25 protein-coding genes and 1 pseudogene are annotated in these 26,609 nt (G+C 38.9%); 9 read left to right on the top strand and 17 right to left on the bottom strand.

Annotated features, from left to right (window positions below; genetic code table 11):
- Positions 1–7 precede the first annotated feature (7 nt).
- The 7 genes from truA to glmU are packed head-to-tail and all read right to left on the bottom strand — an operon-like array spanning position 8 to position 6,380.
- The gene (gene truA / locus CCON33237_RS06105; protein WP_054196838.1) at positions 8–739 is read right to left on the bottom strand and encodes a tRNA pseudouridine(38-40) synthase TruA; all 732 of its coding nucleotides are present in this window, start codon (positions 737–739) and stop codon (positions 8–10) included.
- Entirely contained in the window at positions 739–1,767 is a 1,029-nt protein-coding gene (locus CCON33237_RS06100; RefSeq protein ID WP_054196837.1) for an LptF/LptG family permease, read from the bottom strand. Before CCON33237_RS06100 ends, truA begins: the two co-directional genes overlap by 1 nt.
- Positions 1,760–2,548: a prepilin peptidase gene (locus CCON33237_RS06095; protein WP_054197414.1), complete on the bottom strand. Its 789-nt coding sequence runs from the start codon at positions 2,546–2,548 to the stop codon at positions 1,760–1,762. The genes CCON33237_RS06100 and CCON33237_RS06095 overlap by 8 nt, the downstream gene beginning before the upstream one ends.
- 7 nt (positions 2,549–2,555) lie before the next feature.
- Positions 2,556–3,227, bottom strand: coding sequence for a polyprenyl diphosphate synthase (gene uppS / locus CCON33237_RS06090; RefSeq protein WP_054196836.1), 672 nt, complete (start codon positions 3,225–3,227; stop codon positions 2,556–2,558).
- Between the two features lie 3 nt (positions 3,228–3,230).
- Positions 3,231–3,917: a hypothetical protein gene (locus CCON33237_RS06085; protein ID WP_054196835.1), complete on the bottom strand. Its 687-nt coding sequence runs from the start codon at positions 3,915–3,917 to the stop codon at positions 3,231–3,233.
- On the bottom strand, positions 3,914–5,086 hold the full coding sequence (gene coaBC, locus CCON33237_RS06080; RefSeq protein WP_054196834.1) for a bifunctional phosphopantothenoylcysteine decarboxylase/phosphopantothenate--cysteine ligase CoaBC: 1,173 nt from the start codon (positions 5,084–5,086) through the stop codon (positions 3,914–3,916). The genes CCON33237_RS06085 and coaBC overlap by 4 nt, the downstream gene beginning before the upstream one ends.
- Positions 5,073–6,380, bottom strand: coding sequence for a bifunctional UDP-N-acetylglucosamine diphosphorylase/glucosamine-1-phosphate N-acetyltransferase GlmU (glmU, locus tag CCON33237_RS06075; protein ID WP_054196833.1), 1,308 nt, complete (start codon positions 6,378–6,380; stop codon positions 5,073–5,075). Before glmU ends, coaBC begins: the two co-directional genes overlap by 14 nt.
- A 136-nt stretch (positions 6,381–6,516) precedes the next feature.
- On the opposite strand from glmU, the gene CCON33237_RS06070 reads away from it, so the two are divergent.
- Genes CCON33237_RS06070 through CCON33237_RS06035 form a run of 8 tightly spaced genes read left to right on the top strand, consistent with a single transcriptional unit; the run spans position 6,517 to position 15,913 of the window.
- Positions 6,517–7,284, top strand: a complete 768-nt coding sequence (locus tag CCON33237_RS06070; protein ID WP_054196832.1) for a motility protein A — start codon at positions 6,517–6,519, stop codon at positions 7,282–7,284.
- The gene (locus CCON33237_RS06065) at positions 7,284–8,063 is read left to right on the top strand and encodes an OmpA/MotB family protein (RefSeq protein ID WP_054196831.1); all 780 of its coding nucleotides are present in this window, start codon (positions 7,284–7,286) and stop codon (positions 8,061–8,063) included. Before CCON33237_RS06070 ends, CCON33237_RS06065 begins: the two co-directional genes overlap by 1 nt.
- Positions 8,064–8,074: 11 nt before the next feature.
- Positions 8,075–8,797, top strand: coding sequence for a flagellar type III secretion system pore protein FliP (gene fliP / locus CCON33237_RS06060; protein ID WP_374057409.1), 723 nt, complete (start codon positions 8,075–8,077; stop codon positions 8,795–8,797).
- Positions 8,797–10,062, top strand: a complete 1,266-nt coding sequence (locus tag CCON33237_RS06055) for a TolC family protein (protein ID WP_054196829.1) — start codon at positions 8,797–8,799, stop codon at positions 10,060–10,062. The genes fliP and CCON33237_RS06055 overlap by 1 nt, the downstream gene beginning before the upstream one ends.
- Entirely contained in the window at positions 10,059–10,802 is a 744-nt protein-coding gene (locus tag CCON33237_RS06050) for an efflux RND transporter periplasmic adaptor subunit (RefSeq protein WP_054196828.1), read from the top strand. The genes CCON33237_RS06055 and CCON33237_RS06050 overlap by 4 nt, the downstream gene beginning before the upstream one ends.
- Positions 10,799–13,825, top strand: a complete 3,027-nt coding sequence (locus CCON33237_RS06045; protein ID WP_054196827.1) for an efflux RND transporter permease subunit — start codon at positions 10,799–10,801, stop codon at positions 13,823–13,825. Before CCON33237_RS06050 ends, CCON33237_RS06045 begins: the two co-directional genes overlap by 4 nt.
- The gene (locus tag CCON33237_RS06040) at positions 13,822–15,057 is read left to right on the top strand and encodes a TolC family protein (RefSeq protein WP_054196826.1); all 1,236 of its coding nucleotides are present in this window, start codon (positions 13,822–13,824) and stop codon (positions 15,055–15,057) included. Before CCON33237_RS06045 ends, CCON33237_RS06040 begins: the two co-directional genes overlap by 4 nt.
- Positions 15,050–15,913 carry an EamA family transporter gene (locus CCON33237_RS06035; RefSeq protein ID WP_054196825.1) on the top strand — a complete coding sequence of 288 codons (864 nt, stop codon included), beginning with the start codon at positions 15,050–15,052 and terminating at the stop codon, positions 15,911–15,913. Before CCON33237_RS06040 ends, CCON33237_RS06035 begins: the two co-directional genes overlap by 8 nt.
- On the opposite strand, the gene CCON33237_RS06030 is transcribed toward CCON33237_RS06035, so the two are convergent.
- The 8 genes and pseudogenes from CCON33237_RS06030 to CCON33237_RS10120 form a co-directional block, all read right to left on the bottom strand.
- Entirely contained in the window at positions 15,910–17,184 is a 1,275-nt protein-coding gene (locus CCON33237_RS06030; protein WP_054196824.1) for a ComEC/Rec2 family competence protein, read from the bottom strand. The two genes, CCON33237_RS06035 and CCON33237_RS06030, sit on opposite strands and share 4 nt — an antisense overlap.
- Entirely contained in the window at positions 17,184–18,596 is a 1,413-nt protein-coding gene (locus CCON33237_RS06025; RefSeq protein ID WP_054196823.1) for a replicative DNA helicase, read from the bottom strand. The genes CCON33237_RS06030 and CCON33237_RS06025 overlap by 1 nt, the downstream gene beginning before the upstream one ends.
- A gap of 4 nt (positions 18,597–18,600) precedes the next feature.
- Positions 18,601–19,659 (bottom strand): flavodoxin-dependent (E)-4-hydroxy-3-methylbut-2-enyl-diphosphate synthase, encoded by a 1,059-nt coding sequence (ispG, locus tag CCON33237_RS06020; RefSeq protein ID WP_054196822.1) that lies wholly within the window; start codon positions 19,657–19,659, stop codon positions 18,601–18,603.
- A gap of 238 nt (positions 19,660–19,897) precedes the next feature.
- A complete protein-coding gene (locus CCON33237_RS06015) occupies positions 19,898–21,751 on the bottom strand; it encodes a primosomal protein N' (RefSeq protein WP_054196821.1) in 1,854 nt (617 codons plus the stop codon).
- Entirely contained in the window at positions 21,751–22,167 is a 417-nt protein-coding gene (locus CCON33237_RS06010; RefSeq protein WP_054196820.1) for a type II secretion system protein, read from the bottom strand. Before CCON33237_RS06010 ends, CCON33237_RS06015 begins: the two co-directional genes overlap by 1 nt.
- Positions 22,164–22,400, bottom strand: a complete 237-nt coding sequence (locus CCON33237_RS06005; protein ID WP_054196819.1) for a hypothetical protein — start codon at positions 22,398–22,400, stop codon at positions 22,164–22,166. Before CCON33237_RS06005 ends, CCON33237_RS06010 begins: the two co-directional genes overlap by 4 nt.
- A 13-nt stretch (positions 22,401–22,413) precedes the next feature.
- Positions 22,414–22,593 (bottom strand): cell division protein ZapB, encoded by a 180-nt coding sequence (locus tag CCON33237_RS06000; protein WP_407044219.1) that lies wholly within the window; start codon positions 22,591–22,593, stop codon positions 22,414–22,416.
- An 18-nt stretch (positions 22,594–22,611) separates the two neighbouring features.
- Positions 22,612–22,707: pseudogene (locus CCON33237_RS10120) on the bottom strand (hypothetical protein); the annotation flags it as partial.
- A 65-nt stretch (positions 22,708–22,772) separates the two neighbouring features.
- On the opposite strand from CCON33237_RS10120, the gene uvrB reads away from it, so the two are divergent.
- The gene (gene uvrB, locus CCON33237_RS05995; RefSeq protein ID WP_054196818.1) at positions 22,773–24,749 is read left to right on the top strand and encodes an excinuclease ABC subunit UvrB; all 1,977 of its coding nucleotides are present in this window, start codon (positions 22,773–22,775) and stop codon (positions 24,747–24,749) included.
- A 482-nt stretch (positions 24,750–25,231) separates the two neighbouring features.
- Here uvrB and CCON33237_RS05990 read toward each other — a convergent pair whose 3' ends face one another.
- Together CCON33237_RS05990 and CCON33237_RS05985 are read right to left on the bottom strand one after the other, a co-directional pair.
- Positions 25,232–25,924: a metallophosphoesterase gene (locus CCON33237_RS05990; RefSeq protein ID WP_054196817.1), complete on the bottom strand. Its 693-nt coding sequence runs from the start codon at positions 25,922–25,924 to the stop codon at positions 25,232–25,234.
- 18 nt (positions 25,925–25,942) lie between these two features.
- Positions 25,943–26,590 carry a hypothetical protein gene (locus tag CCON33237_RS05985; protein WP_103583393.1) on the bottom strand — a complete coding sequence of 216 codons (648 nt, stop codon included), beginning with the start codon at positions 26,588–26,590 and terminating at the stop codon, positions 25,943–25,945.
- Positions 26,591–26,609 lie beyond the last annotated feature (19 nt).

Here is a 26,609-nt window from a genome sequence, read left to right as displayed (position 1 = left end):
TAAAAACCTAGTTAAATTTATAAAAAACTCTATTTAGATAAAGTCCTTCAGCTGGAGCTGGGATACGAGTTAGGGCGGGGTATCCGTTAAGTGAAACATTAATGAGCTCACCACCATTTTTGATACTTAAGGCTTTAAGTAGATTTGCAACCATAAGCCGTACTTGTGCGCGTAAAAATCCATTTGCTTTAAAAACTATGATAGTTTGGTTTTTGTATTCATAACAAAATGCCTTAAAAATTTCTCGCACCGGACTTTTTGTGTTACTTCCTGTTTTCATATAGGAGCTAAAATCATGCTCACCAACAAAATTAGATAAAATTTCATTTGCTTTTTTGATATCAAATTTTGGCAAAAAGACTTTATAGTTTGAGCCAAAAACATCAAATTCTCCATGATCTATAATGTATCTATAAGACCTTGCTATGGCATCAAACCTTGCTTGAAAATTTTCATCAACTAAATTTATACGTTTTATATGAATATTTGGATGAGCATGGCGGTTGATTAGCTCTTTTAGATGCTCTAAATTTTTAAAATGATCTCCACAAATTACGCTTGAGCTTTGATTGATCGCATGGACGTTTTTGTCTGTACGTGAGCTAGAGACTATTTTTTCAAATATTCCAACGTGAGCTAGAGCACGCGAAAGCTCATCTTCTACACCATTTTCATGCGGCTGAGTTTGTGAGCCTTGAAATTTGGAGCCATCGTAGCTATAAATTAGTTGGATTTTCATTAGTATCTTCGCATGATCTTGGCTTTAAAAAGCAAAATTCCTGCCAATAAAAAAACAAAAAATATGAGTGGAATCGCAAAAGATGGCTTTGATGAAAATAGCATTATGAGCGTAAAATACCCAAATAAAACGCCAAATGTCCCAACATAAACCATGCCTTTTTCATATCTATAAGTAACGATGCCAAAGCTTATAGCAAAAAGTGTACTGGCAAGTGGAAATAGTGCAACAAGTACATACGTACTAAGGTCTTTTCTTCTTTTTTCACTACTATTTGCCTCCGTCCAGTACTCTTTTATACTGCCTATATCGCTTATCTCTTCACTTTGGGTAGTCCTTATCTTCATAGATTTGAAGTTACTTTGATGATAAATTTCATCTTTTATGTCATACATTTTTCCATCTGCTAAGGAGAGTTCAATGCTTTGATTTGTATTAGTGATCTTTGCATTTTTAGCAGTGATTAAGCGTTGGGAGTCTTTAATGTAAGGATTAAACATCACGATATCTTTATAGGTAGTGCCGTTGTTATCTTGCATTTCACTACCCACATAGACCATCCAGTCAGAAAATTTTTGTCCAAACTGAGTTGGTTTTAAATTTAGCTTTGCAACAGTCTTTTTATAATCAATAAAATTTGCATTTAGCTGTGCGGCTATTGGTATCATTATGGTAGCGATTACAAGTAGAGCGGTGCTTAAAAATGCTGAAAATATTAAGAAAAATTTAGCAATCTTATTTGGTGAGCCACCAAGCGTAAAAATGACGATACTCTCGTTCTCTTTTGATAGCCTAAAAAGTGTCATCGCAAGTGATACAAAAAATGCGATAGGTACGACAAAAAGTAGTACGCGTGGAAGCATAAATGAGTAGAGTTTAAAAAGCTCGCCAAAGCTGATTTCAATGTAAGAAGTGATGCGCGCGATCTGGATGAAGAATACGATCGACATGATCAAAAAAAGCGTACTAAATAGCGACGCAAAAGTCCCTAGGAAGTTAAACAAAAGATATCTATTCACTCTACTCATAAATAAACCTTAAAATTTCTAAAATTTGCTCTTTAAAAGCGTATGCAATAAGTAAGCCAAGACTTAAAAATGGCACAAAAGCCAGCTCATAGCCCTTTTTTTGAACGAGCGCATAGACTGGAAGTGTAAAAAGCGCTGCAAGATAGATCGCCACTAGAGCCAGTTTGGCTGGCAAAATAGCTCCGATGATCGCTGCTATAAAGATATCTGCACTACCCATCGCTTCTTTTTTTATGGCAAAACTTACGACAAATCTAAGCACCCAAAAGATAAGTGCAAAAAGGAATAAATTTAAAATTTGGGCAAAATTTCCTTTAACTATAAAAAGCATCAAAGCGTAGATAAATGCGAAAAATAGTGCTGCAAAAAGAAGCGGATCCGGCACAGCTTTATATCTTATATCTATGACGCTAAGAGCTAGCAGCATTATAAAACAAAGCCCTAAAAATAGCGCGTAAAGCAATGTTTCTATACTTAAAATTTCGCCGCACTCTTTAAAAAAACAGATCAAAAAAAGTATCCCAGAAACTAGCTCGATTGCTGGATAAATGAGGCTTATTTTTTGCTTACAAAAGGCACATTTGCCGCCTAAAAATATCCACGAAAAAATTGGAACATTGTGATAGAAATTTAGCTTATGATCGCAGTTTGGGCAATGAGAAGCTGGAAAATTTATGCTCTCATTTTTTGGTAGGCGATATATCAGCACATTTGAAAATGAGCCCACACAAATACCCAAAACAAAAGTAAAAACGGCAAAAAAGATGACTAAATTATCCATTATCTCGCTAAACTCCGCCAAATCTTCGCTCTATATTTTTAAATTTGCTAACGATGCTTGTAAGCTCATCCTTGCTAAAGTCAGGCCAAAGTGTTGGCGTAAAAAATAGCTCCGCGTAGCTTGCCTGCCAGAGCATGAAATTTGAGAGTCTACTTTCGCCACCAGTTCTAATGAGAAGATCCACCGGCTCACTCTCATCAAGTGCTGCATTTAGGCTTGTTTCGTTTATATCTACACCTTCTAAATTTAGCTTTTTCACAGCTCTAATAATCTCATCCTTTGAGCCGTAGTTTATCGCTAAATTTAATAATAAATTTTTATTCTCTCTTGTAGTGTTTTTGGTGATCTCTATCTCGTTTTTTAGCTCATCGCTAAATGGCGAAATATCGCCAATTGTGTTAAATTTGATCCTATTTTTTATAAAATCATCACGCTTTAAAATGAGAAATTTCTTAAGCAAATTCATCAAAAACTCGACCTCTTTTTGTGGTCTTTTCCAGTTTTCAGTGCTAAATGCATAAAGGCTTAAAATTTTCACTCCATTATCGATACAAAATTCGCACATATCGCTTACTACATTTGCTCCAGCTTCGTGCCCATTTGTCCGCAAAAATCCACGTTTTTTAGCCCAGCGTCCATTTCCATCCATGATAATAGCAAGGTGGTTTAATTCATTCAATCTTTAACCTTTTATATCAATAATTTGTTCTTTTTTGCTCCAAAGAGCACTCACATTTTGCACTGTTATGTTGGCGTTAAATTCTCTTTTTAGCAAGCTAGCTACATTATTAAATGGAGTCGCGATCTCGCATAAAGCTTCATCTTTAAATTTAAAAATAAGTGGAGCAAAATTTGAAAATATTAAAAAAATTTTCATATCATTCTCCTCTTTTTTTAGCTGAAAAACGCCGTTTGTACCATTATAAATAAATGGTATATGCAAGACATTTTCTTGCAGAGCAAAGAGCATTTTCGCTAGCACTTTCATCTCGTCTTTTGTCTTAGCTTCACTTAAACTTTTAAATAAATAGTCATAAAACCACGATAAATTCTCATTTTCTATCAAATTTTCGATAAGATTTAGCCCATTAGCCAAGACATCTTCGTCTAAAATTCTTGGCTTTTCGTATAAATTTTTTATGACGATATTTTCGCCCTGGCTTTGCATCTCGCCCCAGTATCTCGAGCCTACGTTTAGCTCTTTTGCGCTTTTTGTGTTTAAATTTCTATTTGCAAAATTTAAAATGTATCTGTTAAAACCGATCTTTTGGCTTACTAAGATACTAAGCGGAAGTGACGAATTTATAGCTACTAACGGTGAATTTGCATTTTTTGCTATTTTTTGAATGCGAGAAATTTTCTCTATCATAAATTTGCCGCTAGCTCCACGATATGTCTTGCGATCTCGTCTTTTGCGGCAAGCGGTAGCAAAGTTTCATTATTTTTCGTGATAAAATTTATTTCATTTTGCTCGCTTGCAAAGCTATTTTTCTCACCCAAGATATTTAGGCAAACTGCGTCAAGCCCCTTTTGCTCTAGCATTACTCTGGCATTTTTGTGTGCGCTCTCACTTGAGATTTCAAGCTTAAAGCCGATCTTTTTGCAGCTGAACTCTTTTAAGCTTTGCAAAATATCGACATTTCTCTTTAGACTTAAGCTTAAAATTTCGCCAACATCCTCTTTTTTTATCTTGCCATCAATTTTTGTTGGTATAAAATCGCTCACCGCAGCGCACATTACAAGTAAATTTGCGTCTTCACACTCGCTTTTGCAAAGCTCCAAAAGATCGCTACTTGAGCTAAATTTAAGACATTCAAATAGCTCACTACTAGTTTCAAAACTAGCAAGTAGTTTTACCTCCGCACCTGAGTAGTAAAAGGCTCTAGCTAAGGCTTTTGCCATCTTGCCACTTGAGAAATTTGTAATAGCTCTTACATCATCTATCTTTTCAGTTGTCGCGCCACCAGTTATAACTACTTTTTTGCCTGCAAAAAGTGTCTTGCTAAGCCTTTTTATGGCAGCTTCTACTATCACTTCAGGGCTTGCAAGACCGCCCTTGCCAACATCACCACAAGCTAGAGTTTTAAGAACTGGCTCAACCACTAAAGCGCCGTTTTTCTTTAAAATTTCAAGCGAATTTTGTGTCGCGAAGTGCTCGATCATATTGTTATTTGCAGCTAGGGCAACGACTAAGGGTACGTGCGAGGCGGCGATTAGCGTTTGCATGAAGACATTGTCACAGATGCCAGCTGTTAGCTTATTTATCGTATTTACCGAGGCTGGCGCTATTAGGACTAGGTCCATTTTAGAGTAGGATATGTGATTTACGCCATCTTGCCAGTTTTGTGTTTGAGAGCTTAAAATTTTATGCTCGCTTAGCGCCTCAAAGCCGCTTACACTACAAAATTCAAGCGCTCCGTCACTTAAAGCCACATAAACATCAGCGCCTTTCTTTTTAAGCAGTGATAAAATTTCAAAAGCCTTATAAAAGGCGATACTACCGCAAACAGCTAGTAAAATTTTCTTATTTTTTAACATCGTCTTTGCCAAAGAATTTCTCAAAAAAGCCGCTTTTGTTCTCTTGTCGAGCTCTGCCAATCGCTAATGCACCGCTTTCAACGTCTTTTGTGATGGTGCTTCCTGCTGCGATGATGACGTTATCAGCGATATTTACAGGGGCAACTAGCTGTGTATCTGAGCCTACAAAGACGTTTTTACCGATTTTGGTTTTGTATTTTGCCTTGCCGTCGTAGTTGCATGTGATTGTACCACATCCGATGTTTGTGCCACTTTCTATCTCGCAGTCGCCAAGATAGCTCAAATGCCCAGCTTTTACGCCTCCAAGAACGCCTTTTTTAACCTCGACAAAATTTCCTATGTGTGTGTCAGAAATTTCAGAATTTGGCCTTATGTGAGCTAGTGGGCCGATATCTGAGTTTTTGATGACGCTACTTTCGATCACTGATGAGCTTTTGATAATACTCTCTTTGATGAGACACTCGCCAAGGATACTTACGTTTTCTTCGAGCACGCATTCGCCTTCAAATTTAGCCCTACTGTCTATGAAAATGCTCTCAGGCATGCGCATTAAAACGCCAGCCTTCATCAAATTTTGCTTGATCTCATCTTGCATTATTTTTTCAGCGATACTAAGCTGAAATTTATCATTTATACCCATGAAATTTTGCTCGCTAACACTCACTGCAACGCACTTTAAACCCTTTTCATTTGCTATTTTTATAGCATCAGTTAGGTAGTACTCTTTTTGCGCGTTTTGATTATTTATGAGTGGTAAAATTTGCTCTAACGCCTCGCGCTTAAAGCAGTAACAACCAGCATTTACGCTTTTTATGGCAAGCTGTGCTTCGCTCGCATCTTTTTGCTCGACGATGGCCTCAGCTTTGCCGTTTTTTATGATGACTCTGCCGTAGCCAAAAGGATTTGCAGCTTCAAATGAGCTCATAACTACGTCTGCTTCGGCATTTGCTAGGCGCATGAGGTCAGTTGATCTAACAAGTGGCATATCTCCGCAAGTAACAAGCACCTTTTCGCCGCTTAGGCTAACGCCCTTTATCGCGCCTGCAGTTCCAGGGAAATTTGCTAGATCTTGCTCAAAAATTTTAGTTTGAGGGAAAATTTCTTTTATCTTTTTGCTAATTAACTCTTTTTCGTAGTGAAGTACGACACTAACGTCATTTGTGATGGCATAGGCTTGTTTTAAGATGTGAATTATCATCGGCTCACCGCAAAGTTCAAATAACACTTTTGGGCGGGTTGATTTCATCCTGGTGCCAAGACCAGCCGCTAAAATTATGATTGAAGTATTGTTCATTTTTAAGCCTTTTAACGTTAAAAATTTCGCAGATTGTATCAAAAAATGGCAAACAATTTTTTTAATTTAACGATTTTTTCAACAAAAAGCTAATAGAATAGGCAATCTTAAGAATTTATAAATAAAGCGAGTTTAAATGGATTTAGGAACCGTCGTCGGCTGGGTTTTGACCCTAGTGCTTTTGTTTGGATCAATGGCAATTGGCGTTGGTATAGGACCATATATCGATGTACCTTCGATAATGATCGTTTTTGGTGGTACTATCGGCGTTATGATGGTTGGCTTCAAGATGGAGACGCTTAAAGGTATTGGTAAATTTTATGGTGTTGCCGTTAAGCCACCCGTTGTTGTAAATTTGCCTGAGACTATAAAAAAGATAGTTGATTACTCTACAAAAGCTAGACGCGATGGAATACTAGCGCTTGAGAGCGAAGTAAATAACGAAACAAATCAGTTTTTAAAAAAAGGTCTTTCAATGGCTGTCGATGGTAACGAGCCAGATGCTATAAGAGCGCTTTTAGAGATTGACATAGACCAAACTAGTGCTAGACATACAAATAACATTAAAATTTTTGAACAAATTGGCGGTTTTGCTGGTGCGATGGGTATGATCGGTACTCTAATAGGTCTTGTTGCGATGCTTCTTAACATGTCAGATCCTAGTGCGATCGGCCCATCAATGGCGGTTGCTTTGCTTACGACACTTTATGGTGCGATGATAGGTAACATTATCGGTGCACCTGTGGCAAATATTCTCTCTATACGTGACTCTGACGAGGCACTTGAAAAACAAGTCATTTTAGAGGGCATCATGGCGATACAAGCAGGGGATAATCCAAGAACGCTTGAAGCTAAGCTCTTGGCGTTTTTGCCACCAAAAGATAGAAAAAGTCAGTTTGAATAATGGGTAAATTAATAGATCCTAAAGATTGCCCAAAGTGTATGCCTGAGTGGCTTGCTACTTTTGGCGATCTCATGTCGCTTTTGCTTTGCTTTTTCGTTTTACTTCTTTCGATGGCAACAATGGATGCTAAAAAGATGGAGGCTGCTGTTGGCTCGTTAGCTGGCGCTCTAAGCGTACTTGAAGGCGGTGCTAGACCCGAAAATCAGATAGAAAAAGAGACAGACCCAGAAAGTACTCGTGCGAAAAAATCAAGCAGGCAAAAAGGCTCACAAAGCGAGCTAAGCGCGACAGTTAAAAAAATAAATGAGCTACTAACTGCTAGTGGTGCACCTGAGATTACGATGGAAGAGAGCGAAGATGGCTTTATCGTAAGGCTTCCGGCAGCCATGCTTTTTGATAAGGATAGTGCTGAAATTTCTGGCGAAGATGCAAAGTTATTTTTAAAACGTATAGGTATGATTGTGGCAAAAATGCCAAATGAAGTAAAGGTCGATATCATCGGACATACCGATAACATAGAGCCAAATAAAGACTCAGCTTATAAAAACAACTGGCAACTTTCAACTGCAAGAGCTTTAAGTGTAGTAGAACAGCTTAGTAGCGATGGAGTGCCGCAAAATAGGCTGATAGCTTCAGGAAAGGCTTCGTTTGATCCTATTGCTACTAATAATACAGAAGAGGGTAGGGCAAAAAACAATAGAGTAGAAATTCACTTCGTCTCTCTTGAACCAAAAAACAAAGAGGCTACTAAGAAAAGTATCCTTGATATGAGGAATTAGTCTTGAAAGCACTGCTTAGCTTAGCGGTTTTATTTTGTGTGGTTTTTGGGGCTGATCCGGCCTTGCCAACTATAAATTTAAGTCTAAATTCTCCTGCAAATGCTGAACAACTAGTAAATTCTCTAAATGTTTTACTAATTCTCACCGCACTTGCACTTGCTCCTTCGCTCATTTTTATGATGACAAGTTTTTTAAGGCTTGTTATCGTATTTTCATTTTTGCGCCAAGCGATGGGCACGCAACAAGTTCCACCTTCAACAGTACTCATCTCACTTGCGATGGTTCTTACATTTTTTATTATGGAGCCAGTTGGGCAAAAGAGCTATAACGATGGCATAAAGCCTTATATAGCCGAGCAGATAGGCTATGAAGAGATGCTTGATAAAAGCTTAAAGCCATTTAAAGAATTTATGGTAAAAAACACAAGAGAAAAAGACCTTGCGCTTTTCTTTAGGATTAGAAATTTACAAAATCCAGCAAATATCGAAGAGATACCGCTAAGTATCGCAATGTCAGCTTTCATGATAAGTGAGCTAAAGACATCTTTTGAGATAGCGTTTTTGCTCTATTTACCATTTCTTGTCATCGACATGGTCGTAAGCTCAGTGCTGATGGCTATGGGTATGATGATGCTTCCTCCTGTAATGATCTCACTACCATTTAAACTGCTCATATTCGTGCTTGTTGATGGCTGGAATTTACTAATAGGAAATCTTGTAAAAAGCTTTCACTAATGAAAAAATTTTTATTCATTTTTTTGCCGGTATTTTTGCTTGGTTCAAATTTAGGCGTGATCGCAAACAAGGCAACGCAAAATGAAATTTCAAAGATCAAAGAGCTTGAGCTAAAAAGAGCAAATTTAAACGATGAAGCCGCATTAAGCTCATATATGCCAAGCCTTAGCTTAGAGGGCTCATACGGCAAAAATGCAAGCACTTTTCCAAGCGTAGTCGCTAAAGAGTCAGCCGGTGTGCTGGCTAGAATTGATTTTTTACTATATGATGGCGGGGCTAGAGAGGCTAGGCTAAAGACGAGCCAGCTTTTAAAAAACAAAGCCGCCATAGCAAGTGATGAAGCTAAAAACTACCTTGCACTTAAGGCTGTAAATTTATACTTTAATGCTCTAGCGCTTGAAAATATAATCGCAGCCAAAAACGCTCAGGCAAATTTTTTAAAAGGTGTTTTAGATAAGCTTGAAAAGGCAAACAAAGCAGGCCTTGCCGCAAAAGATGAGCTTGAGAATGTAAAGGCTAAATATTACTTAGCTAATAGCACGCAGCTTGAATACAAAAACAAAATGGAGCAAATTTTAAATGAGATAAATTTGCTAACTGGTGAGAAAATTTTACCAGTAGCCGGAGCAAAGATGGCTGATATTAGCTCAAATTTAGCTTCAAAGAATGCTGAGCTTGATAGACTAAGCCAAGATATATTTTTAAGTGAAGCTAAGCTTAGCGAGGCAAAGGCTGGCTTTTTGCCTCAAATTTTGCTTTATGACACATATGGATTTTATAAAAATAATTACGATATCGATCTAGGCAGATTTAGTTCTTACCGCTCATACGTGGATAAATACTTAAAAGAAGATACTCACGGCAATAAATTTGGTATCGCTTTTAAATGGAAAATTTTTGATTTTTTCGCCACTAGTAAGATGAGTCAGGCTCAAAAGATCGCACTTGATGAGGCAAGGCTAAATTTGGAGTATAAAAGGCGTGAAAACGAGACAAAGCTTAAAAATTTGCAAAGTGAAATCGTGGTGCTTACTTCAAAAATTGCTTCACTAAACGAATATGTAAGAGCAAGCGATTTGGCATTAAAAGCTAGCTATGAGAAGTATAACTCTGGGCTTTTGGGATATAGCGACCTACTTGAGGCGCTCTCTCAGAAATTTGATGCCATTAGCCTTTTTGAGAGTGCAAAGGATGAGCTTGAGATCAAAAAAGCGGAGTTCTTTTTTGAAAATGGCGAGCCGATTTTGGAGAGGATTAGAGATTGAAAAAGCTGATAATTTTAATGATATTTGGCATTTTTTCATTTGCTAGTGAAGAAATTTTTGCTGATTTTGAAGTCTATGCTAAGCAAAGCTCAAAGCTTGCATTTGAGGGTAGTGGCAAGGTGGATAAAATTTTTGTAGATGTATCAAGCCATGTTAAAAAGGGCGACGTGCTAGCTATTCTTGATCAAAGCAGCCTAGAAATCGCTCTTAAAAAGGCAAAAAATGATCTTGAGCTGGCAAAAAACGCTAGTGAATTTGCAAAAAATACTTTAAGCAAATTTACTCAAGTAAGGAACGTCACTTCAAAGCAAGAATTTGACGAGGTAAAGTATAAATTTGACGAAGCGATACTTCGGGTTCAAAGTGCACAAATTGCTATTTTAAATGCGCAAGATCGCCTTAAAAAGGCCGTTTTAAAAGCTCCATTTGATGGCGTCATAGCTAGTAAAAATGTCGAGCTTGGCGAGAGTGCTTCGCCGCTTCAGCCAGCCTTTGTCTTAAACTCTGAAGAGGCTAAAATTTTAATAGCGATCGATGAAAAATATGCAAATTTAGTAAAAGTTGGAGATACGTTTAAATTTAAGCTTGACGCAACAAGCGAGGAAAAAGAGGTAAAAATCGCTCTCATCTATCCAGAGATTAAGCGAGAGACTAGAAAATTTTACGCCCAGGCTTATGACACTGGACTAAAACCTGGCATGTTTGGTCAAGGAAAAGTGATAATCGGCGAAAATAAATGATAAAAACAGCCATCAACCGCCCCATAACTACGCTTATGATATTCTTAAGCCTCGTTGTCTTTGGTATCTACTCGCTAAAGACGATGAATGTAAATTTATACCCACAAGTAAATATCCCAATAGTAAAGATCACGACCTACGCAAACGGCGATATGAACTATATAAAAACTAAGATCACACAAAAGATCGAAGATGAAATTTCAAGCATTGAAGGTATCAAGAAAATTTACTCAACAAGCTTTGATAATCTAAGTGTAGTTAGCATCGAATTTGAGCTAAACAAAGACCTAGAGAGCGCTACAAATGACGTTCGCGATAAGATGCAAAAGGCGAGAGTTGGCGCAAACTACGAGATAGAAAAGCTAAATGGTCTCTCGTCATCTGTCTTTAGCCTCTTTATCACAAGGCTCGATGGTAATGAAACTAAGCTAATGCAAGAGATCGATGACGTGGCAAAGCCATTTTTGGAGCGCATTAGTGGCGTTTCAAAGGTCAAGACAAATGGTTTTTTAGAGCCAGCGGTGAAAATTTTACTAGATAGATTTAAACTTGATAAAAACGCCCTTAGTGCAAACGAAGTGGCAAATTTAATAAAGGTTGAAAATTTAAAAGCGCCACTTGGCAAGATAGAAAATGAGCAGATCCAAATGGCGATCAAGTCAAATTTCAGCGCCAAAAGCATAGATGAGATAAGAAATTTAACGATCAAACAAGGGGTATTTTTAAAAGATATCGCAAGCGTTGATCTCTCTTATAAAGATGCAAACGAAGCAGCGATAATGGATAAAAAAAGTGGCGTCTTGCTTGGTCTTGAACTAGCTCCAGACGCAAACGCTCTAACCGTGATCGCTCTAGCTAAGTCAAAGCTAGATCAGTTTAAAAGCCTGCTTGGCAGCGAATACGACGTAAAAATAGCTTATGATAAGAGCGAAGTGATACAAAAGCACATCGATCAAACCGCCTTTGATATGATCCTTGGTATCTTGCTAACCATCGTGATCGTATATCTATTTTTAAGAAATTTCTCGATCACCATCATCTCAGTCGTAGCGATACCAACTAGCATCGTGGCGACATTTTTCATCATAAATGCCCTAGGATACGATATAAATCGCTTAAGCCTTATCGCATTAACGCTTGGCATTGGAATTTTCATCGATGATGCGATAGTTGTCACTGAAAATATCGCTAGCAAGCTAAAAGATGAGCCAAATGCCCTAAAAGCAAGCTTTGCAGGCATAAAAGAGATAGCATTTAGCGTCTTTGCGATCTCGCTCGTTCTGCTTTGCGTCTTTGTGCCTATCGCCTTTATGAGTGGCATCGTTGGCAAATACTTTAACTCATTTGCGATGAGCGTGGCAGCTGGCATTGTAATATCGTTTTTTGTGAGCATATTTCTTGTGCCAACGCTTAGCGCTAGGTTTGTAAATGCCAAACAAAGTGGCTTTTTTCTAAAGAGCGAGCCATTTTTTGAAGCGCTTGAAAATTTCTATGAGAAAATTTTAGCCTTAGCTCTTAAATTTAAGCTCATATTTTTAGCCATAACGCTTGTGGTCGTTGTTTGCTCGTTTACTCTGGCTAAATTTGTAGGTGGCGACTTCATGCCAAGCGAGGATAACTCAGAGTTTAACATCTACTTTAAGCTCGATCCCTCACTTAGCCTGCAAGCTAGCAAAGATAAGCTAAAAGATAAAATTTCACTCATAAATGCCGATCCTCAGGTTGCTTATGCGTACTTCATCCTTGGCTACACAGACGCCAAGCAGCCCTATCTTGTAAAGGCTTACGTTAGGCTAAAGGAGCTAAAAGATAGGGTTAATCACGAGCGGCAAAACGCTATCATGCAAAGTTTTCGTGACAGACTAAAGAGTGATGATATGAGCGTCATCGTGGCTGATCTGCCAGTGGTTGAAGGTGGCGATGTGCAGCCAGTAAAGCTTACTATCACTTCTGAAAATGGCAAAGAGTTAGAAAAATTTGTACCAAAGATCAGCAAAATGCTAAAAGAGATAAATGACGCAACGGACGTAAATTCTCCTGAAGAGGATCTGCTAAAGCGTGTGCAAATTTCTATTGATGAAGATAAGGCAAAGAGGCTAATTTTAGATAAAGCTAGCGTTGCAAGTGCTGTTTATAGCGCATTTAGCCAGAACGAGGTCTCTGTTTTTGAAAACGAAAATGGCAAAGAGTATGAGCTTTACATGCGTCTTGATGATAAATTTAGAAGCGATACAGATGATATCTTAAAGACCAAGATAAGAAGCAAAGAGGGCTTTTTCGTGACACTTGGTGATGTGGCGACGATTAGTTTTGAGCAAAAGCCAGCTAGTATTTCGAGGTTTAATAGAGCTGATGAGATAAAATTTCTAGCAAATACCAAAAACAACGCGCCGCTAAATAGCGTGGCAAATGAAATTTCAAAGAAGCTTGATGAAATTTTGCCAGCAAATTTCAAGTATAAATTTCTTGGATTTGTGGAGCTGATGGACGATACGAACGCTTCTTTTATCTTTACAGTGAGCGCTAGTGCTGTGCTTATTTACATGGTGCTTGCTGCACTTTATGAGAGCTTTTTGCTGCCATTTCTTATCATGCTAGCCATGCCACTTGCCTTTTGTGGCGTCGTGATCGGACTTTTTATAAGTGGCAATCCATTTAGCCTATTTGTCATGGTTGGCGTCATCTTGCTCTTTGGCATGGTTGGTAAAAACGCTATCTTAGTCGTTGATTTTGCAAACCACTTTGCAAATAACGGCATAGAGGCAAACGAAGCTGTGAAAATGGCTGCAAAAAAGCGTCTAAGGGCTGTTTTGATGACCACTTTTGCGATGATATTTGCCATGTTGCCACTTGCTCTTGGCAGAGGAGCTGGCTTTGAAGCCAATTCGCCTATGGCTATAAGCATCATCTTTGGGCTCATTAGCTCGACTTTGCTAAGCTTGCTTGTCGTGCCAGTGCTCTTTGCTTGGGTTTATAATCTTGATAAATTTATAAGAAAATTTTATGAAAGGGAGAGAATTTGAAGAAGATTTTGGCGGTTTTGCTCTTTGCTTTGCCTCTTTGGGCTGGAAATTTACTAGAGATCATCGCTCTAGCGCAAAGTGCAAGGCTTGAAAGCTTGAAAGAATTTAATAAAAATGAATATATAAATAAAAATAAAAGTAAAAAGCTAAATTTATCCCTTGATGGCAGATATACCTTTGTGCCTGATGAGATAAAGGGCGGATATATGACAAAGGCGGGATCTATCACGGCAAAGGTTGAGTATCTTATCTTTGATGGCGGTGCGAGTGAGGCTGCTGATAAAATTTTAGACCACAAGGGTGTGGAGAAAATTTACAAAGATGAAGAGCTGATGAATTTAACCGCTTTTCAGGTCGCAAGGGTCTATTTCAACGCTGTTGCGCTAAATTCGCTTATAAATTTAGAGACAAAATTTGTAGATAGCTTTGCAAAAGCTGCGGCTGAAAATGAGTTTTGGTTTGAGTATGGCGAGATAAATAAAGCTGAGTTTGATGCGATAAATTTCACGTTAAATAAAAAAAGAGCTGAGCTAGACGAGCTTGGGCTTAAGCTAGCCGAGCTAAACTCAAGGATAAATTTGCTCTCAAACGGCGAGATCGGCTTTAATGCTGGCTCAAAGATAGTGATGCCTGATTTTAGCAAGGATGATCTAAGCGCCAAGCTTGGGGCGATGGAGCAAGAAAAATTTATAAAAGAGCAAGAAAACGAGAAGCAAAAGAGCAAATTTGCTCCAAAAATTTACTTAAAAGATACGCAAAGTGTGAATAATAACAGCTTTAAAAAAGGTGAGAGGACGACTTCACAGATGATAGGCGCTTACGCTGATGCGAACAGGCCTAGAGTGGAGTTTGAGTGGAAGCTGCCAGATAGCTTAAGTCTTAGCAAGCAAAGTCAAGTTAAGCGCATTGAAGAGCAAAAGGCGGTACTTGATCTAAGCGATGAAGAAAATAGGATAATCACTCGCCTAAAAGAGCTAGAAAGCACGATCAAAGGCTTAAGTGCAAAGTTAAATTTGCAAGATTTGAAGCAAGATAAGCTTGATAGTGATTTTGTTGATTTGTTAAATGGCTATCTTGATGGCGAGATAAAATATGAAGAATTTTTGTTTGTGAGTGAGAAAAATTTTAGCGATAGGGCAAATTTCATACTTGATGGCGATTTACTTGAGCTAAACAAACTTGAGTATTTTTTTGAATGTGCAAGAAAAATAAATGAGGTGATAATTGAATAAACTAATCTTTGTAACCATTTTGTGGGCGTTTAGCTTTAGTTTGATAGGTGAGTTTTTAGCTGGCAAGGTTGATAGCTATTTGGCTGTTTTTATTCGGGTTGCGCTTGCGAGCTTAGTCTTTTTGCCATTTACAAAATTTCGTGGTATCAGTCCAAAGCTAGCATTTGGCATAATGGCGATCGGAGCGGTGCAAATAGGACTTATGTATCTATTTTATTACAATTCATTTTTGTATCTAAGTGTTCCAGAAGTCGCACTTTTTACCATTTTTACGCCGTTTTATGTGACGCTCATATACGACGCATTTAGCTTTAAATTTAGGCCACTTTATCTATTTAGTGTTGGCGTTGCGGTTTTTGGAGCTTTGATTATAAAATACGGCGCTATAAACGATGGTGTATTAAAGGGCTTTTTGCTAGTGCAAGCGGCAAATATCTGCTTTGGGGCAGGGCAGAGCGCATATAAGGCACTTTTAGAAAAATTTGACGTGGATCAAAAAAATGTCTTTGGCTACTTTCACTTTGGTGCATTTTTTGTAGCTGTCGTTGCGCTTCTTACTCTTGGCAATCCAGCCAAATTTTCACTTACTTTAACGCAAATTTTAGTGCTTTTATGGCTTGGCGTGGTCGCTAGTGGGCTAGGGTATTTTATGTGGAACAAAGGTGCTTGCGAGGTCGATAGCGGCGTGCTTGCTATCATGAATAACGCTCTCATTCCAGCTGCTATCATCGTAAATTTAGTCTTTTGGCAAAAGGACACAGACTTAACTAGGCTAATTTTAGGCGCTGTTATAATGTATATATCTTTGATAATTCACAACAAGATAATGAAATTTTATGGTATGAAGATCGCTTAGGCGTAAATTTTATAGCTGGCAATAGCAAAACACAGAAGTCCAAATAGTGGCAAAATGTAGAATATTGATCTAAATTTTATAGCTAGAAGCGAAGCGATATTATAAAATATAAAAATAATAGCTGGCACGAAAATTTTAGTTGAGCTTAGTCTAAAATTTAAAACATTATTTAGCAATCCATCAAAAATGTCGCCATACAAAGCGATGTGAAGTGCGGCGCTTAATGGATAAAAAACGCTAAAGATGTAGTTGATGGCAAGGACGCTAAGCTGCTGTAAGCTAATGAGTGGAAAGAAATAAAGCACGCAAATTTCCATTGCAAAGCAAACATATAAATTTAAAAGTATAAGATGAATGAAGGGCGAAAATTTATCTTTTAGGTGTTTAAAATATAAAAATATGTAAAAGACGCCCATGAGTGAAAAGTAAAAACCTACGCTAAAAAGTAGCTGCGGAAAGAGCGATATGCTAACAAGTGCCACTATAAAAAGTGTTTTGAAGTTTAAAATTTTGACGCCTTTTAACGTGCAATAAAATCCTAAAATGCTCATTAAGAACGCTCGCAAAAAGCTTGGTATAAAGCCTATTATAAAAAAGTAAAATGACAAGACTATAAAAACGATAATGGCTAGATCAAAGTTGTAGTTTCTAAAAGGTAAAAACCTCGCATATAAAAATTTTAAAAGCGGCCTAAATACAAAAAATATAACTGCGCTTATAAAACCTAAATGATAGCCACTTATGGCTATAAGATGCGCTATACCAAGGTGCGAGACGTCATCTCTTAACTCTGCGTCAATACTTGTGCCTAAAAATAGAGCCGAGTAGAGCTGTGAAATTTTACTATTTTCATGCTGGGCGTAGATGAGTGATTGTAGTTTTTGGTTGATATTTAGCGTGGCTTTTTGTGGCAGTTTTTCGCGTGAGAAGCTAGGCATGTAAAAGGAGGAAGCAAGATAGTCTTTAAAACTAACGTCTAAATTTATGACGCTTAGAAATATATTATCTCCAGCTTTAAAGTCATCTGTTTTAGCTCCAAGTGTATAAAATGTAAACTCATCAGTTTTAAGCTTTAAAATTTGCCTTTTCTTGCCGTCATCTCCAAGCTTTTCATAGCTAGAAATCACGGTTGCTGTTAGCTCTTGTTCTCCTTTGTCCATAAAAATTTGATATTTATGATAGCTAATAGCTAAATTTATAGAAAAAATACAAAGACAAAATAGACAAAATATATTAAAAATTTCTCTATTTTTTGGATTCTTAAAACTCATTATCCTTCAAATGATACGTCAGATACTGGCATTGCAGACATATCTTCAAACCTTGAGTGTTGCTTTTGAAAGAGCACATCAACTGAGCCAGTTTCGCCATTTCTATTTTTGCCAACTATGATCTCGGCCTTTTCTTGAAGCTTATTAAAGACGTGATTGCTCTTGTACTCTTTACCCTCGGCACTTGCGCGTTTTTCTTTCTCTTTTTCTTCTTGTTCTAGATAAAACTCATCTCTATAAACAAAAAGAATAATGTCAGCATCTTGCTCGATCGCGCCTGACTCTCTTAGATCGCTTAGCATAGGGCGTTTGTTTGCGCGAGATTCTAGGCTTCTATTTAGCTGAGAAAGAGCGATGATTGGCATATCTAGCTCACGTGCTAAAAGCTTTAATCCACGAGAAATTTCAGCTATTTGGACGTGACGATCAGCGTAGTTATTTGTACTCATCATAAGACCGATGTAATCGATCACGCAAAGTGAAATTTCAGGATGCATAGCCTTTAGTTTTCGCATTTGCGTTCTTACTTGATGGATATTTACATAGCCGCTATCATGTACAAAAAGCTTGCTAGCCGCAAACTCCTCGCAAGCATCGCTAAATCTAGCCAACGCTTCATCGTCCATCTTTGCAGTCATTATGTCTTGAAGCGGGATAGAGGTCTTGCTTGCTAGCATTCTCATCATTATTTGCTCAGCTGGCATCTCGAGTGAGAAGAAAACAACTCCAGCATTATTTTTTAAAACCTGACTCATAAAATTTAAACAAAGTGTCGTTTTTCCCATGCCTGGACGAGCTGCGACGATGATGAGGTCACCATTTTTAAAGCCCTTTATCATCTCATTTAACTTTTTAAATCCAGTATCAAGTCCAACTATATCTTTTTCGCCAAGCAAGGCCTGAGCATTAATATGATCCATCATTTTCATGATGATCTCTTTGCCTTCTTTTATAACTCCAGTGCTTCCACCTTCTATCAAAGAGTAAAATTCCTGGCTAAGATCATCGACCATATCGCGGCTTGGCTTATCTTCATTTACTTTGCTTGGTATATTGTGAGCGATCTTTACAAGACTTCGTTTTATAGATTTTTCTCTTAGTTCGTTTGCGTATTTTTGAATGTCTATTAGGGAATTTGTGCCTAAAATATCTAGTATTAGCTCTTCGTCGTATTTTTCACCAAGTCTATTTTTTAAAAATGGCATAGTTATAGGATCATCGCTATTTAGGCATGCTACCATTGCATCATATATTTGCGAATGTCCTTTTAGATAAAAATCCTTTGCCTTAACAATGTCAAAAATTTCACCTAAAATATCGTTGTTTTGCAAAATGGAGCTTAGTATAGCTCGCTCCATATCAAGGTCGTAAAGGTTGCTAAATTCTATCTCGTTAAGTCTCTCTTTTGCCACTGCTTTATCCTCTGCTCTTTATCTCGTCGTCGATCTCTTGTAAAAATCTATCAACAAGCTCGCTCTCAGGCAGCCTTGCGACCAATTCGCCGTGGCGCATGATCATGCCATTTCCCTTGCCAAATGCTATGGCTACGTCTGCGCCTTTTGCCTCGCCGATCGCATTTACCACACAGCCCATCACTGAGACGTTTAGTGGCTCTTTTATCCCTTTTGTCTTTTCTTCTACGAGCTTTACTGCTGCCATGAGGTCAGCTTGCAAACGCCCACAAGTTGGGCATGAGATGATGTTTAGCCCCTCTTTTTGGCGGCCGCTATCTTTTAAGATCGCCTTTGCGACTTTGATCTCCTCTTCAAGCTCGCCTGTGATGCTAACTCTCATCGTATCGCCGATGCCCTCAAGCAAAAGCCCGCCAAGTGCGATCGCAGACTTGATAGTCGCGTGAAAAGTGGTACCTGCCTCTGTTACGCCTAGATGAAATGGGTAGTTTGTCTTTGGACGAAGCGCTCTATAAGCTTGCATAGTGCGCTCGACGTCGCTTGATTTAAGCGAAATTTTAATGTCTGTAAAGTCAAAATCCTCAAGAAGCTTGATGTTGTACATTGCACTCTCCACCATCGCCTCCACCGTGCGGCCGTAGCGGTCTTCAAACTGCTTTTCAAGCGAGCCAGAATTTACGCCTATGCGGATGGGTAAATTTCGCTGCTTGCAGGCATCAACGACTGCTTTTATGTTTTTAGCTGAGCCAATGTTGCCTGGATTTATGCGGATAGCATCGACAAATTCGCTAACGATGAGCGCATAGGTATGGTTAAAATGAATGTCTGCAACGACTGGGATTGGGGAGCTTGCAACGATCTGTTTTAGCGCGCTGGCGTCTTCTTTATCAAAAACTGCGCAACGCACGATATCACAGCCCGCAAAATAAAGCCGCTGTATCTGTTCTAACGTGCCTTTTACGTCTTTCGTCTTTGAAAAGGTCATCGACTGCACGGATATTGGTGCGTCACCGCCTATTAAAACATTGCGAATTTTTATCTGTTTTGTTGGGTATCGTTGCAAAATTTTGCCTTTAAATTTTTATTGGGGATTATAAAGAAAAATGGCTTTTAAAAGGCTTGAAAATTTATTTTTAATCATTTACAAAAGTTAGTATTTTATTGGGTATAGTTTTTAAAACTTCACTTGCTTTCCATAGTCAACTTATCAAATTTCATAATGCTTTCATAAGCCTTAGGTTTCTCTATTATCTATTTTAAAATTTACCATGTCTTTGTTAAATAGTTTTTAGACTAACATTTTAAGTAAAGTTGACTGGGTCTATATCAATATCGCTAAGCTCGCTTTTGCAGAGGTTTGCAGCTTTTAAAAGAGGTATATGTGAGTTTGAGCGGAGTAAAATTTCATATCTAAATTTACTTCCAAGATACTCTATCTGGCACTTTCCGTATCCTATGACCTCAAGCTCATCGCTTCTTAGAGGTTCTATTCTTTGCACAAATTCATTCGTTGTATTTTTTACTATGCGTTCATCTTTATGCGAGATGATAATGCGAAGAAGCCTAGTAAATGGCGGATATAGTCCCTCGCGGTAGCCAATCTCTTCTTTTAGAAATGCGTCATAATCACTGATGTAGCTCTCAAAAAATTCTCTTTGTTTGCTTTGAATGATAACTCTACCAGCCCCGTTTCTACCAGCTCTTCCGGCTACTTGCATGGCAAGAGCAAGCGTTCGCTCTCTGGCTTTATAATCAGGAAAATTTAAAAGCTCATCAAAGCCCATGATGACAGCAAGCTCGACGTTGTGATAATCATGCCCCTTACTTAGCATTTGCGTGCCTAGCAGGATGTCTATCTTGCCGTCGTTAAATTCCTTTAAAGCCTTTACGAGCTTGTTTTGCGTCGTTATCTCATCCCTGTCAAATTTAGCGATTCTAGCGTTCGCAAACTCAGCTTGCAACCTCTCAAGTAGCTCACTCGTACCAATTTTTTTGGCCTCTATCATCTCGCTACCACACTGATGGCAGGTCTTTGGCACAGCCATTTTGTGCTCGCAGTATTGACACTTTAGCACGTTTTGTTTTTTGTAGTAGCTCATTCCGATGCTGCAAAATGGGCACTTTACTGTTTCGCCACAGTTTTTGCAGACTAGATACTTAAAATTTGCCCTTGTTGGCAGGCAGATGACAGCTTGCTTTTTATTCGCGAGTGTTTTTGAAATTTCGTCTTTTAAAATTTCACTAATTCCAGTTTCACTCTCGTCAAATATATAGCTCTTTTGTGAGTCAAAAAATGTCCCTTTTAGGCGAAAATGTTCTTGTTTGTAAAAGCTAGTAAGGCTTGGTGTGGCGCTTCCAAGTACTACTTGCAGGTCAAATTTACCAGTTAGAAAGAGGGCAAGATCTCTTGCGTTGTAGTGTGGTTTTGAACCTGTATTTTTGTAGCTATCATCATGTTCTTCGTCGATAATGATGAGTTTTAGCCTCTCAAGTGGTAAAAATAAAGCAGATCTTGCACCTGCAATGAGCCTAACTTTGCCACTTTTTATATCTTGTAAAATTTTCTCTTTTTTCTTTGGCATGATCTTTGAGTGCCAGACTGCTACTGCCTCGCCAAAAAAGCCCTCAAGACGTTTTTGCATCTGTGGTGTAAGTGAAATTTCAGGCATCAAAAATAGCGCTTGACCGCCTGCGTTTAAAATTTCTCTGATCTTCGCTATGTAAATTTCGCTTTTTCCACTTCCAGTGTCGCCAAAGATGAGTGAAATTTTACGTTTATTTATAAATTCCAAAGCCTCTTGCTGCCGCTCATTTAGCTTTGGTGCTATATCAAAGTCTTGTTTCTCGTAAAATTCTTCTGATAAATCGATACTGTTTGGCTCAAATAAATTTAGACTAACGCCTAATTCGCAGGTATAGTAGTATGAGATAAAGGTTGCCAGTTCGCCTTGGATTTGGGTTAGATTGATTGGTAAAATTTCTAAAATTTTACTTGTTTTAAACTCTGGCTTGCTGGTCTCTTTTAGGACAAAAGCAGTAAGAATTTTACCTCTTAATGAAGCCTTTACGCCTTGAAATTTTTCTAGTTTTTGATCACTTTCATAAGTGAGTGGGGCTAAATTTAGCCCATAAAATGCGAGTATGTAATAATGCATTACTGAAGTGATTTGCAAATTTCATTTTCATCGCTGCAACCAAAATCGCCAGTATTTTTGTCGTATTTGAAATTTGCTACTTTGCCATCTAGCCTAAATGTGTATTTGTCATCGCTTATTCTGTGCCAGCCATTTTTGCTACCGCTATCTTTTATCGGTATATTTATAACATTTTTAAAGAGTTTACTTGGATCGCTATCGTCTAGTTTTTGTGGAAATTCTGGCTTTGCCTGCAAGATATTGTCATTGTATTTTAGTGAAATTCCACTTCTTATAGCGGCAAGTTGAGTTTTGGCATTTGAGATGGTAGCATCACTTCTAGAAAAAAATAGCCTAGGTATAGCGACTGTGCTTAAAATGCCTAGTATAACTACTATAAATATCAGCTCAAGCAAGGTGTAAGCTCGTCTTTTCATCTCTCTTCTCGCTTTAATATCTCATCAACGTTGCCAGTTAAATTTTTTACTGCCTTTATCACAGCATAATTTTCATAACATTTTTCTATAAAGGCATTTAAAAGCTCTTTTGGCTCGATAAATTGGCGTCCGCCCATTAAATTTTGCCAGTCATCTTCAAAGAATTTAGCAAAATCATCATCAAGCGTGATCGTGTAGTCGCGAGATGATATCGTGAGCGTAATTTTTTTCATATTTTAGCCAAGCTTATCTGCCAAGGACAGCTTCGATTTTTCTCATTACATCGTCAGCTTCGGTATTTTTCTTGTCAAGATCCTCTTCTAAACGCATGATTTGATTGCTTTTCGCCTCATTTTGTGCTTTTAAAGTTACGATCTCGTTGCGTAACTCTTCGTTCGTTTTGCAAAGTTCGTCATATTTTGTGATCAGGTCATTTACTTTATCGCTTAGTGTGGTTAAGATCGCATTATCTTCAAACATAAAAGTTCCTTTAAAATAATAATTAGGCTCGTATTCTAACACGCAGAGGCTAAATTCTTTTTAAAATTCCCATTTGACAAAGCACTATCTTTGCTATAAGATTCTTGCAAATTTAAAGGCAGTCAATGAACAAATTTGAAATTTCATCTAAATTTAGTCCAAGTAGCGACCAGGCAAGAGCGATAAAAGAGATAGTAAAAAGTGTAAAATCAGGTAACAAATATCAAACACTTTTAGGTGTCACAGGATCTGGCAAGACCTTTACCATGGCAAATGTGATAAAAGAGCTAAATATGCCAACTCTGATAATGACGCATAACAAATCCTTAGCTGCGCAACTTTATAGCGAATTTAAGGGCTTTTTCCCAAAAAATCACGTCGAGTACTTCATAAGCTACTACGACTACTACCAGCCAGAGGCTTACATCCCGCGAAGCGACCTATATATAGAGAAGGATAGCTCAGTAAATGAGGAGCTTGAACGCCTGCGCCTCTCTGCGACGGCTAGCTTACTAAGCTTTGATGACGTCGTCTGTGTCGCCTCTGTCTCTGCAAACTACGGACTTGGTAATCCAAACGAGTATAAAGGTATGGTAGCTTATCTTAGCGTAGGGGAGAAAATAAGCCAAAGAAAGCTTTTAGAGCAGCTTGTCGATATGGGCTATAAGCGAAATGACAACTACTTTGACAGGGGTGACTTTCGTGTAAATGGCGATGTGGTGGATATTTATCCAGCTTACTACAACGACGAAGCCCTAAGGGTTGAGTTTTTTGGCGATGAGATAGACTCGATGTATCATTTTGACGTGCTTGATAACAAGAGACTCAAAGACATTTCTAAATTTACGCTTTATGCCACCAGCCAGTTCATCGTGGGCGCTGATAGGCTAAAGATCGCGATGAAAGAGATCGAGGAGGAGCTTGATGCGCGCTTAAAAGAGTTTAACGAGCAAGGCAAGCTAGTCGAGGCGCAGAGGCTAAAGCAAAGGGTGGAGTTTGATCTCGAGATGATGGCGAGCACTGGCATGTGCAAAGGTATCGAAAACTACGCGCGACATCTGACTGGTCAAAAGGCTGGAGAGACGCCGTACTCGATGTTTGACTACTTTGAGATAAACGGCGAGGACTATCTGGTTATCGTCGATGAGAGTCATGTGAGTTTGCCTCAGTTTAGGGGCATGTACGCGGGTGATAGGAGCCGCAAAGAGGTGCTTGTGGAGTATGGATTTCGTTTGCCATCAGCGCTTGATAATAGGCCGCTTAAATTTGATGAGTTTATAAGCAAAAAGGCAAAATTTCTCTTTGTCTCAGCCACACCAAACGAGTACGAGCTTGGTATCAGCCAGGGGCACGTCTATGAGCAAATTTTACGTCCTACTGGGCTATTAGATCCGCTCATCGAGATAAAAGATAGTGACAATCAAGTCGAGGCGCTATTTGACGAGGCGAAGGCGGTCATCGCTAGAAACGAGCGTGTGCTTGTCACGGTACTAACTAAAAAAATGGCCGAGGAGCTAAGCCGCTACTACATCGAGCTTGGCGTAAAAGTCAAATATATGCACTCAGACATCGACGCGATCGAGCGAAATGAGATCATTAGAGGGCTTAGAAGCGGCGAATTTGACATGCTAATAGGCATAAATTTGCTCCGTGAGGGGCTTGACCTACCTGAAGTGAGCCTGATAGCCATAATGGACGCTGATAAAGAGGGCTTTTTGCGCTCGACAACGAGCCTTATACAGACGATGGGGCGCGCAGCTAGAAATGTAAATGGCAAGGTGCTAATGTTTGCCAAAAAGATAACAAAATCAATGAAAGAGGCGATCGATACGACGACAGCTAGGCGTAAATTTCAAGATGAGTACAACAAAGCTCACGGCATAACGCCGCACTCTGCAAGCAGGAATATCGAAGAGAGCCTGCACGTCGAAGATGATGGTGAAATTTACAAGCGTGGTAAAAATTTAGAGAAAATGCCAGCTGGCGAGCGAGCTGCGATAGTAAAAGAGCTAAGAAAGCAGATGCTTGAAGCTGCGGCGCAGCTGGAGTTTGAGAAGGCAGCGGCATTGCGCGACGAGATCGCCAAAATCCGTAAGCTTTAAATTTGACGGCTTGTCTTTTTCCGCCATACTTCGTTACCGACTCAGTCGGCTTCGATCACGGACGGCCAGTCCGCTCCCTCGTCTGACGAAAAAATGCTTCGCCTTATCGTTTTTTGCTCAAATTTGAAGTCAAATTTGCAAATTTCGGTTTCAAATTTGACCCACCGAGACCCGCATCTTTAAAACGTCAAATTTGAATCATATTTGCGACGCTTTGCGTCAGAAAAGCTGTGTCGCCACATTAAAAGCGTCGTAGGGGAGGGGAGGAGGATTAAAAAAAAGGGGGGGGGAGCGACTTCGCCATTTAAGCCCCTTCCCCCTTAACAAAGAAGTAAGACGAATTCAAACAATTGTTTTTGTTTAGATGGTTTTAAACACATGGCGTCAAATTTGATTAACCCAAATTTAGCATTTTCGCGGTACGGGTCTCGGTGCGTAAATTTCAAATTTTAGTCAAATTTAGCCTCAAAATTTGACTAAAATCACCCACCCTCCTCGATATTTTCCTGCATAAAAACCCGCATGCTCGGAAACTCCAGAGCGCAAAGACGGCCAAAATCATGCTTATAGACGCATCCTATGTCGACATTTGCACTAAAATTCGTGACATCGGGCTTGGCGATCGGCGTATGTCCGTAGACGTTAAAGACGCCTTCGTTTTGGCTAAAATTGCCTCTGCCGCAAAGCACATGCCGCCTAAACTCCGCCTCGCTATCGCCGTCCAAGTTACGCAGCGGCCACATCCGCCCAATCGCCGAATGCGATACGAAGAGCCGTCTGCCCTGAGCGTTTTTAAACTCGGCAAACTCCAAGTAAAGCGGTAAATTTGATAAAAACTCTATATGCGCGAGTTTCTGGACGCGGCTAGCTTTATCGTAGGAGGCGAAAGTCTGCGCGCCACCGTTTAGGTAAAACCAGCGCGGGTTGCTAGGCGTCTCACCGCGTAAAAATGCGTCCTTGTATTGCAAAAGACGGTATTCGTGATTGCCCATCACGGCTGCGTAACCGCGCCGCATCGCTAGCTGCACGACCTCAAAACTCCCCTCGCCGTGGTCTATCAGATCGCCGACGAAGCAAATTTTAGAATCAGCGCCGCGCGGCAAGCGGTCTATCAGGGCACAAAGAGTTTTATAGCAGCCGTGAACGTCGCCGATGAGGTAAATTTGGTCGTTCATTTTGCTAAAATTTATACATTACCAACGATAGTTTTTATCAAAAAGACTATCTAGATTTTGCTTTAATTCATATGCTCTATTCAAGTGTTTTTCTATATCGTTTTTATTCTCGCCGACAGCATTAATTCTCCCAAAGTCAATAAATATACTCACGCCGTTATCGCTGATATTTGCAACATGCATGAGATATAAATAAAGATTAAATTCACCGCCGTTTTGAAACATTTGAAGCTGTTGATTATATGCAGCTATAGCCTGCTTTATCACCATTTTTAATTTATATTCTTGTTCGGTATTGTAACCAGATACGGTTGGAGCTAAATTTTCGATATTTTTCTCGTAGGACGCAAAATCAGCTGTTTTAATCACATTTTTACTCTTATAAGTTTCAAGAGCAGATTTCAAAAACTCTATATTTAAATTTACCATCGAATAAGCATCAGCTTTAATCCAATCCAATTTATATTTTGTGTTGCCAGAACTTCGTATATTTCTCCAAAATTTATCGTAGTTTTCTTTGTTAAAATCAATCCAGCCGCCCGACATATCTATGGCTACCCTCTTTGCTATATGAAAATTCATACTATTTGAGGCTCCATCACCCTTTGACGCTATACCGCACCCGCAAAATAGTAGCGCAATCATAAAAATAATCAGCTTTTTCATCGCTTCTCTTGTAAACATA

Origin of the sequence: Campylobacter concisus (genome assembly GCF_001298465.1) — a bacterium.
Lineage (GTDB): Bacteria > Campylobacterota > Campylobacteria > Campylobacterales > Campylobacteraceae > Campylobacter_A > Campylobacter_A concisus.
Note: the sequence above shows the minus strand (reverse complement) of the source record. Positions and strands in the feature narration are given on the sequence as shown.

Excerpts from the sequence above, each read along its gene's own strand:
- truA (WP_054196838.1), bottom strand. The coding sequence starts at position 739 with ATGAAAATCCAACTAATTTATAGCTACGATGGCTCCAAATTTCAAGGC.
- CCON33237_RS06100 (WP_054196837.1), bottom strand. The coding sequence starts at position 1,767 with ATGAGTAGAGTGAATAGATATCTTTTGTTTAACTTCCTAGGGACTTTT.
- CCON33237_RS06095 (WP_054197414.1), bottom strand. The coding sequence starts at position 2,548 with ATGGATAATTTAGTCATCTTTTTTGCCGTTTTTACTTTTGTTTTGGGT.
- CCON33237_RS06085 (WP_054196835.1), bottom strand. The coding sequence starts at position 3,917 with ATGATAGAGAAAATTTCTCGCATTCAAAAAATAGCAAAAAATGCAAAT.
- coaBC (WP_054196834.1), bottom strand. The coding sequence starts at position 5,086 with ATGTTAAAAAATAAGAAAATTTTACTAGCTGTTTGCGGTAGTATCGCC.
- glmU (WP_054196833.1), bottom strand. The coding sequence starts at position 6,380 with ATGAACAATACTTCAATCATAATTTTAGCGGCTGGTCTTGGCACCAGG.
- CCON33237_RS06070 (WP_054196832.1), top strand. The coding sequence starts at position 6,517 with ATGGATTTAGGAACCGTCGTCGGCTGGGTTTTGACCCTAGTGCTTTTG.
- CCON33237_RS06065 (WP_054196831.1), top strand. The coding sequence starts at position 7,284 with ATGGGTAAATTAATAGATCCTAAAGATTGCCCAAAGTGTATGCCTGAG.
- CCON33237_RS06055 (WP_054196829.1), top strand. The coding sequence starts at position 8,797 with ATGAAAAAATTTTTATTCATTTTTTTGCCGGTATTTTTGCTTGGTTCA.
- CCON33237_RS06045 (WP_054196827.1), top strand. The coding sequence starts at position 10,799 with ATGATAAAAACAGCCATCAACCGCCCCATAACTACGCTTATGATATTC.
- CCON33237_RS06030 (WP_054196824.1), bottom strand. The coding sequence starts at position 17,184 with ATGAGTTTTAAGAATCCAAAAAATAGAGAAATTTTTAATATATTTTGT.
- CCON33237_RS06015 (WP_054196821.1), bottom strand. The coding sequence starts at position 21,751 with ATGCATTATTACATACTCGCATTTTATGGGCTAAATTTAGCCCCACTC.
- CCON33237_RS06010 (WP_054196820.1), bottom strand. The coding sequence starts at position 22,167 with ATGAAAAGACGAGCTTACACCTTGCTTGAGCTGATATTTATAGTAGTT.
- CCON33237_RS06005 (WP_054196819.1), bottom strand. The coding sequence starts at position 22,400 with ATGAAAAAAATTACGCTCACGATATCATCTCGCGACTACACGATCACG.
- uvrB (WP_054196818.1), top strand. The coding sequence starts at position 22,773 with ATGAACAAATTTGAAATTTCATCTAAATTTAGTCCAAGTAGCGACCAG.
- CCON33237_RS05990 (WP_054196817.1), bottom strand. The coding sequence starts at position 25,924 with ATGAACGACCAAATTTACCTCATCGGCGACGTTCACGGCTGCTATAAA.
- CCON33237_RS05985 (WP_103583393.1), bottom strand. The coding sequence starts at position 26,590 with ATGAAAAAGCTGATTATTTTTATGATTGCGCTACTATTTTGCGGGTGC.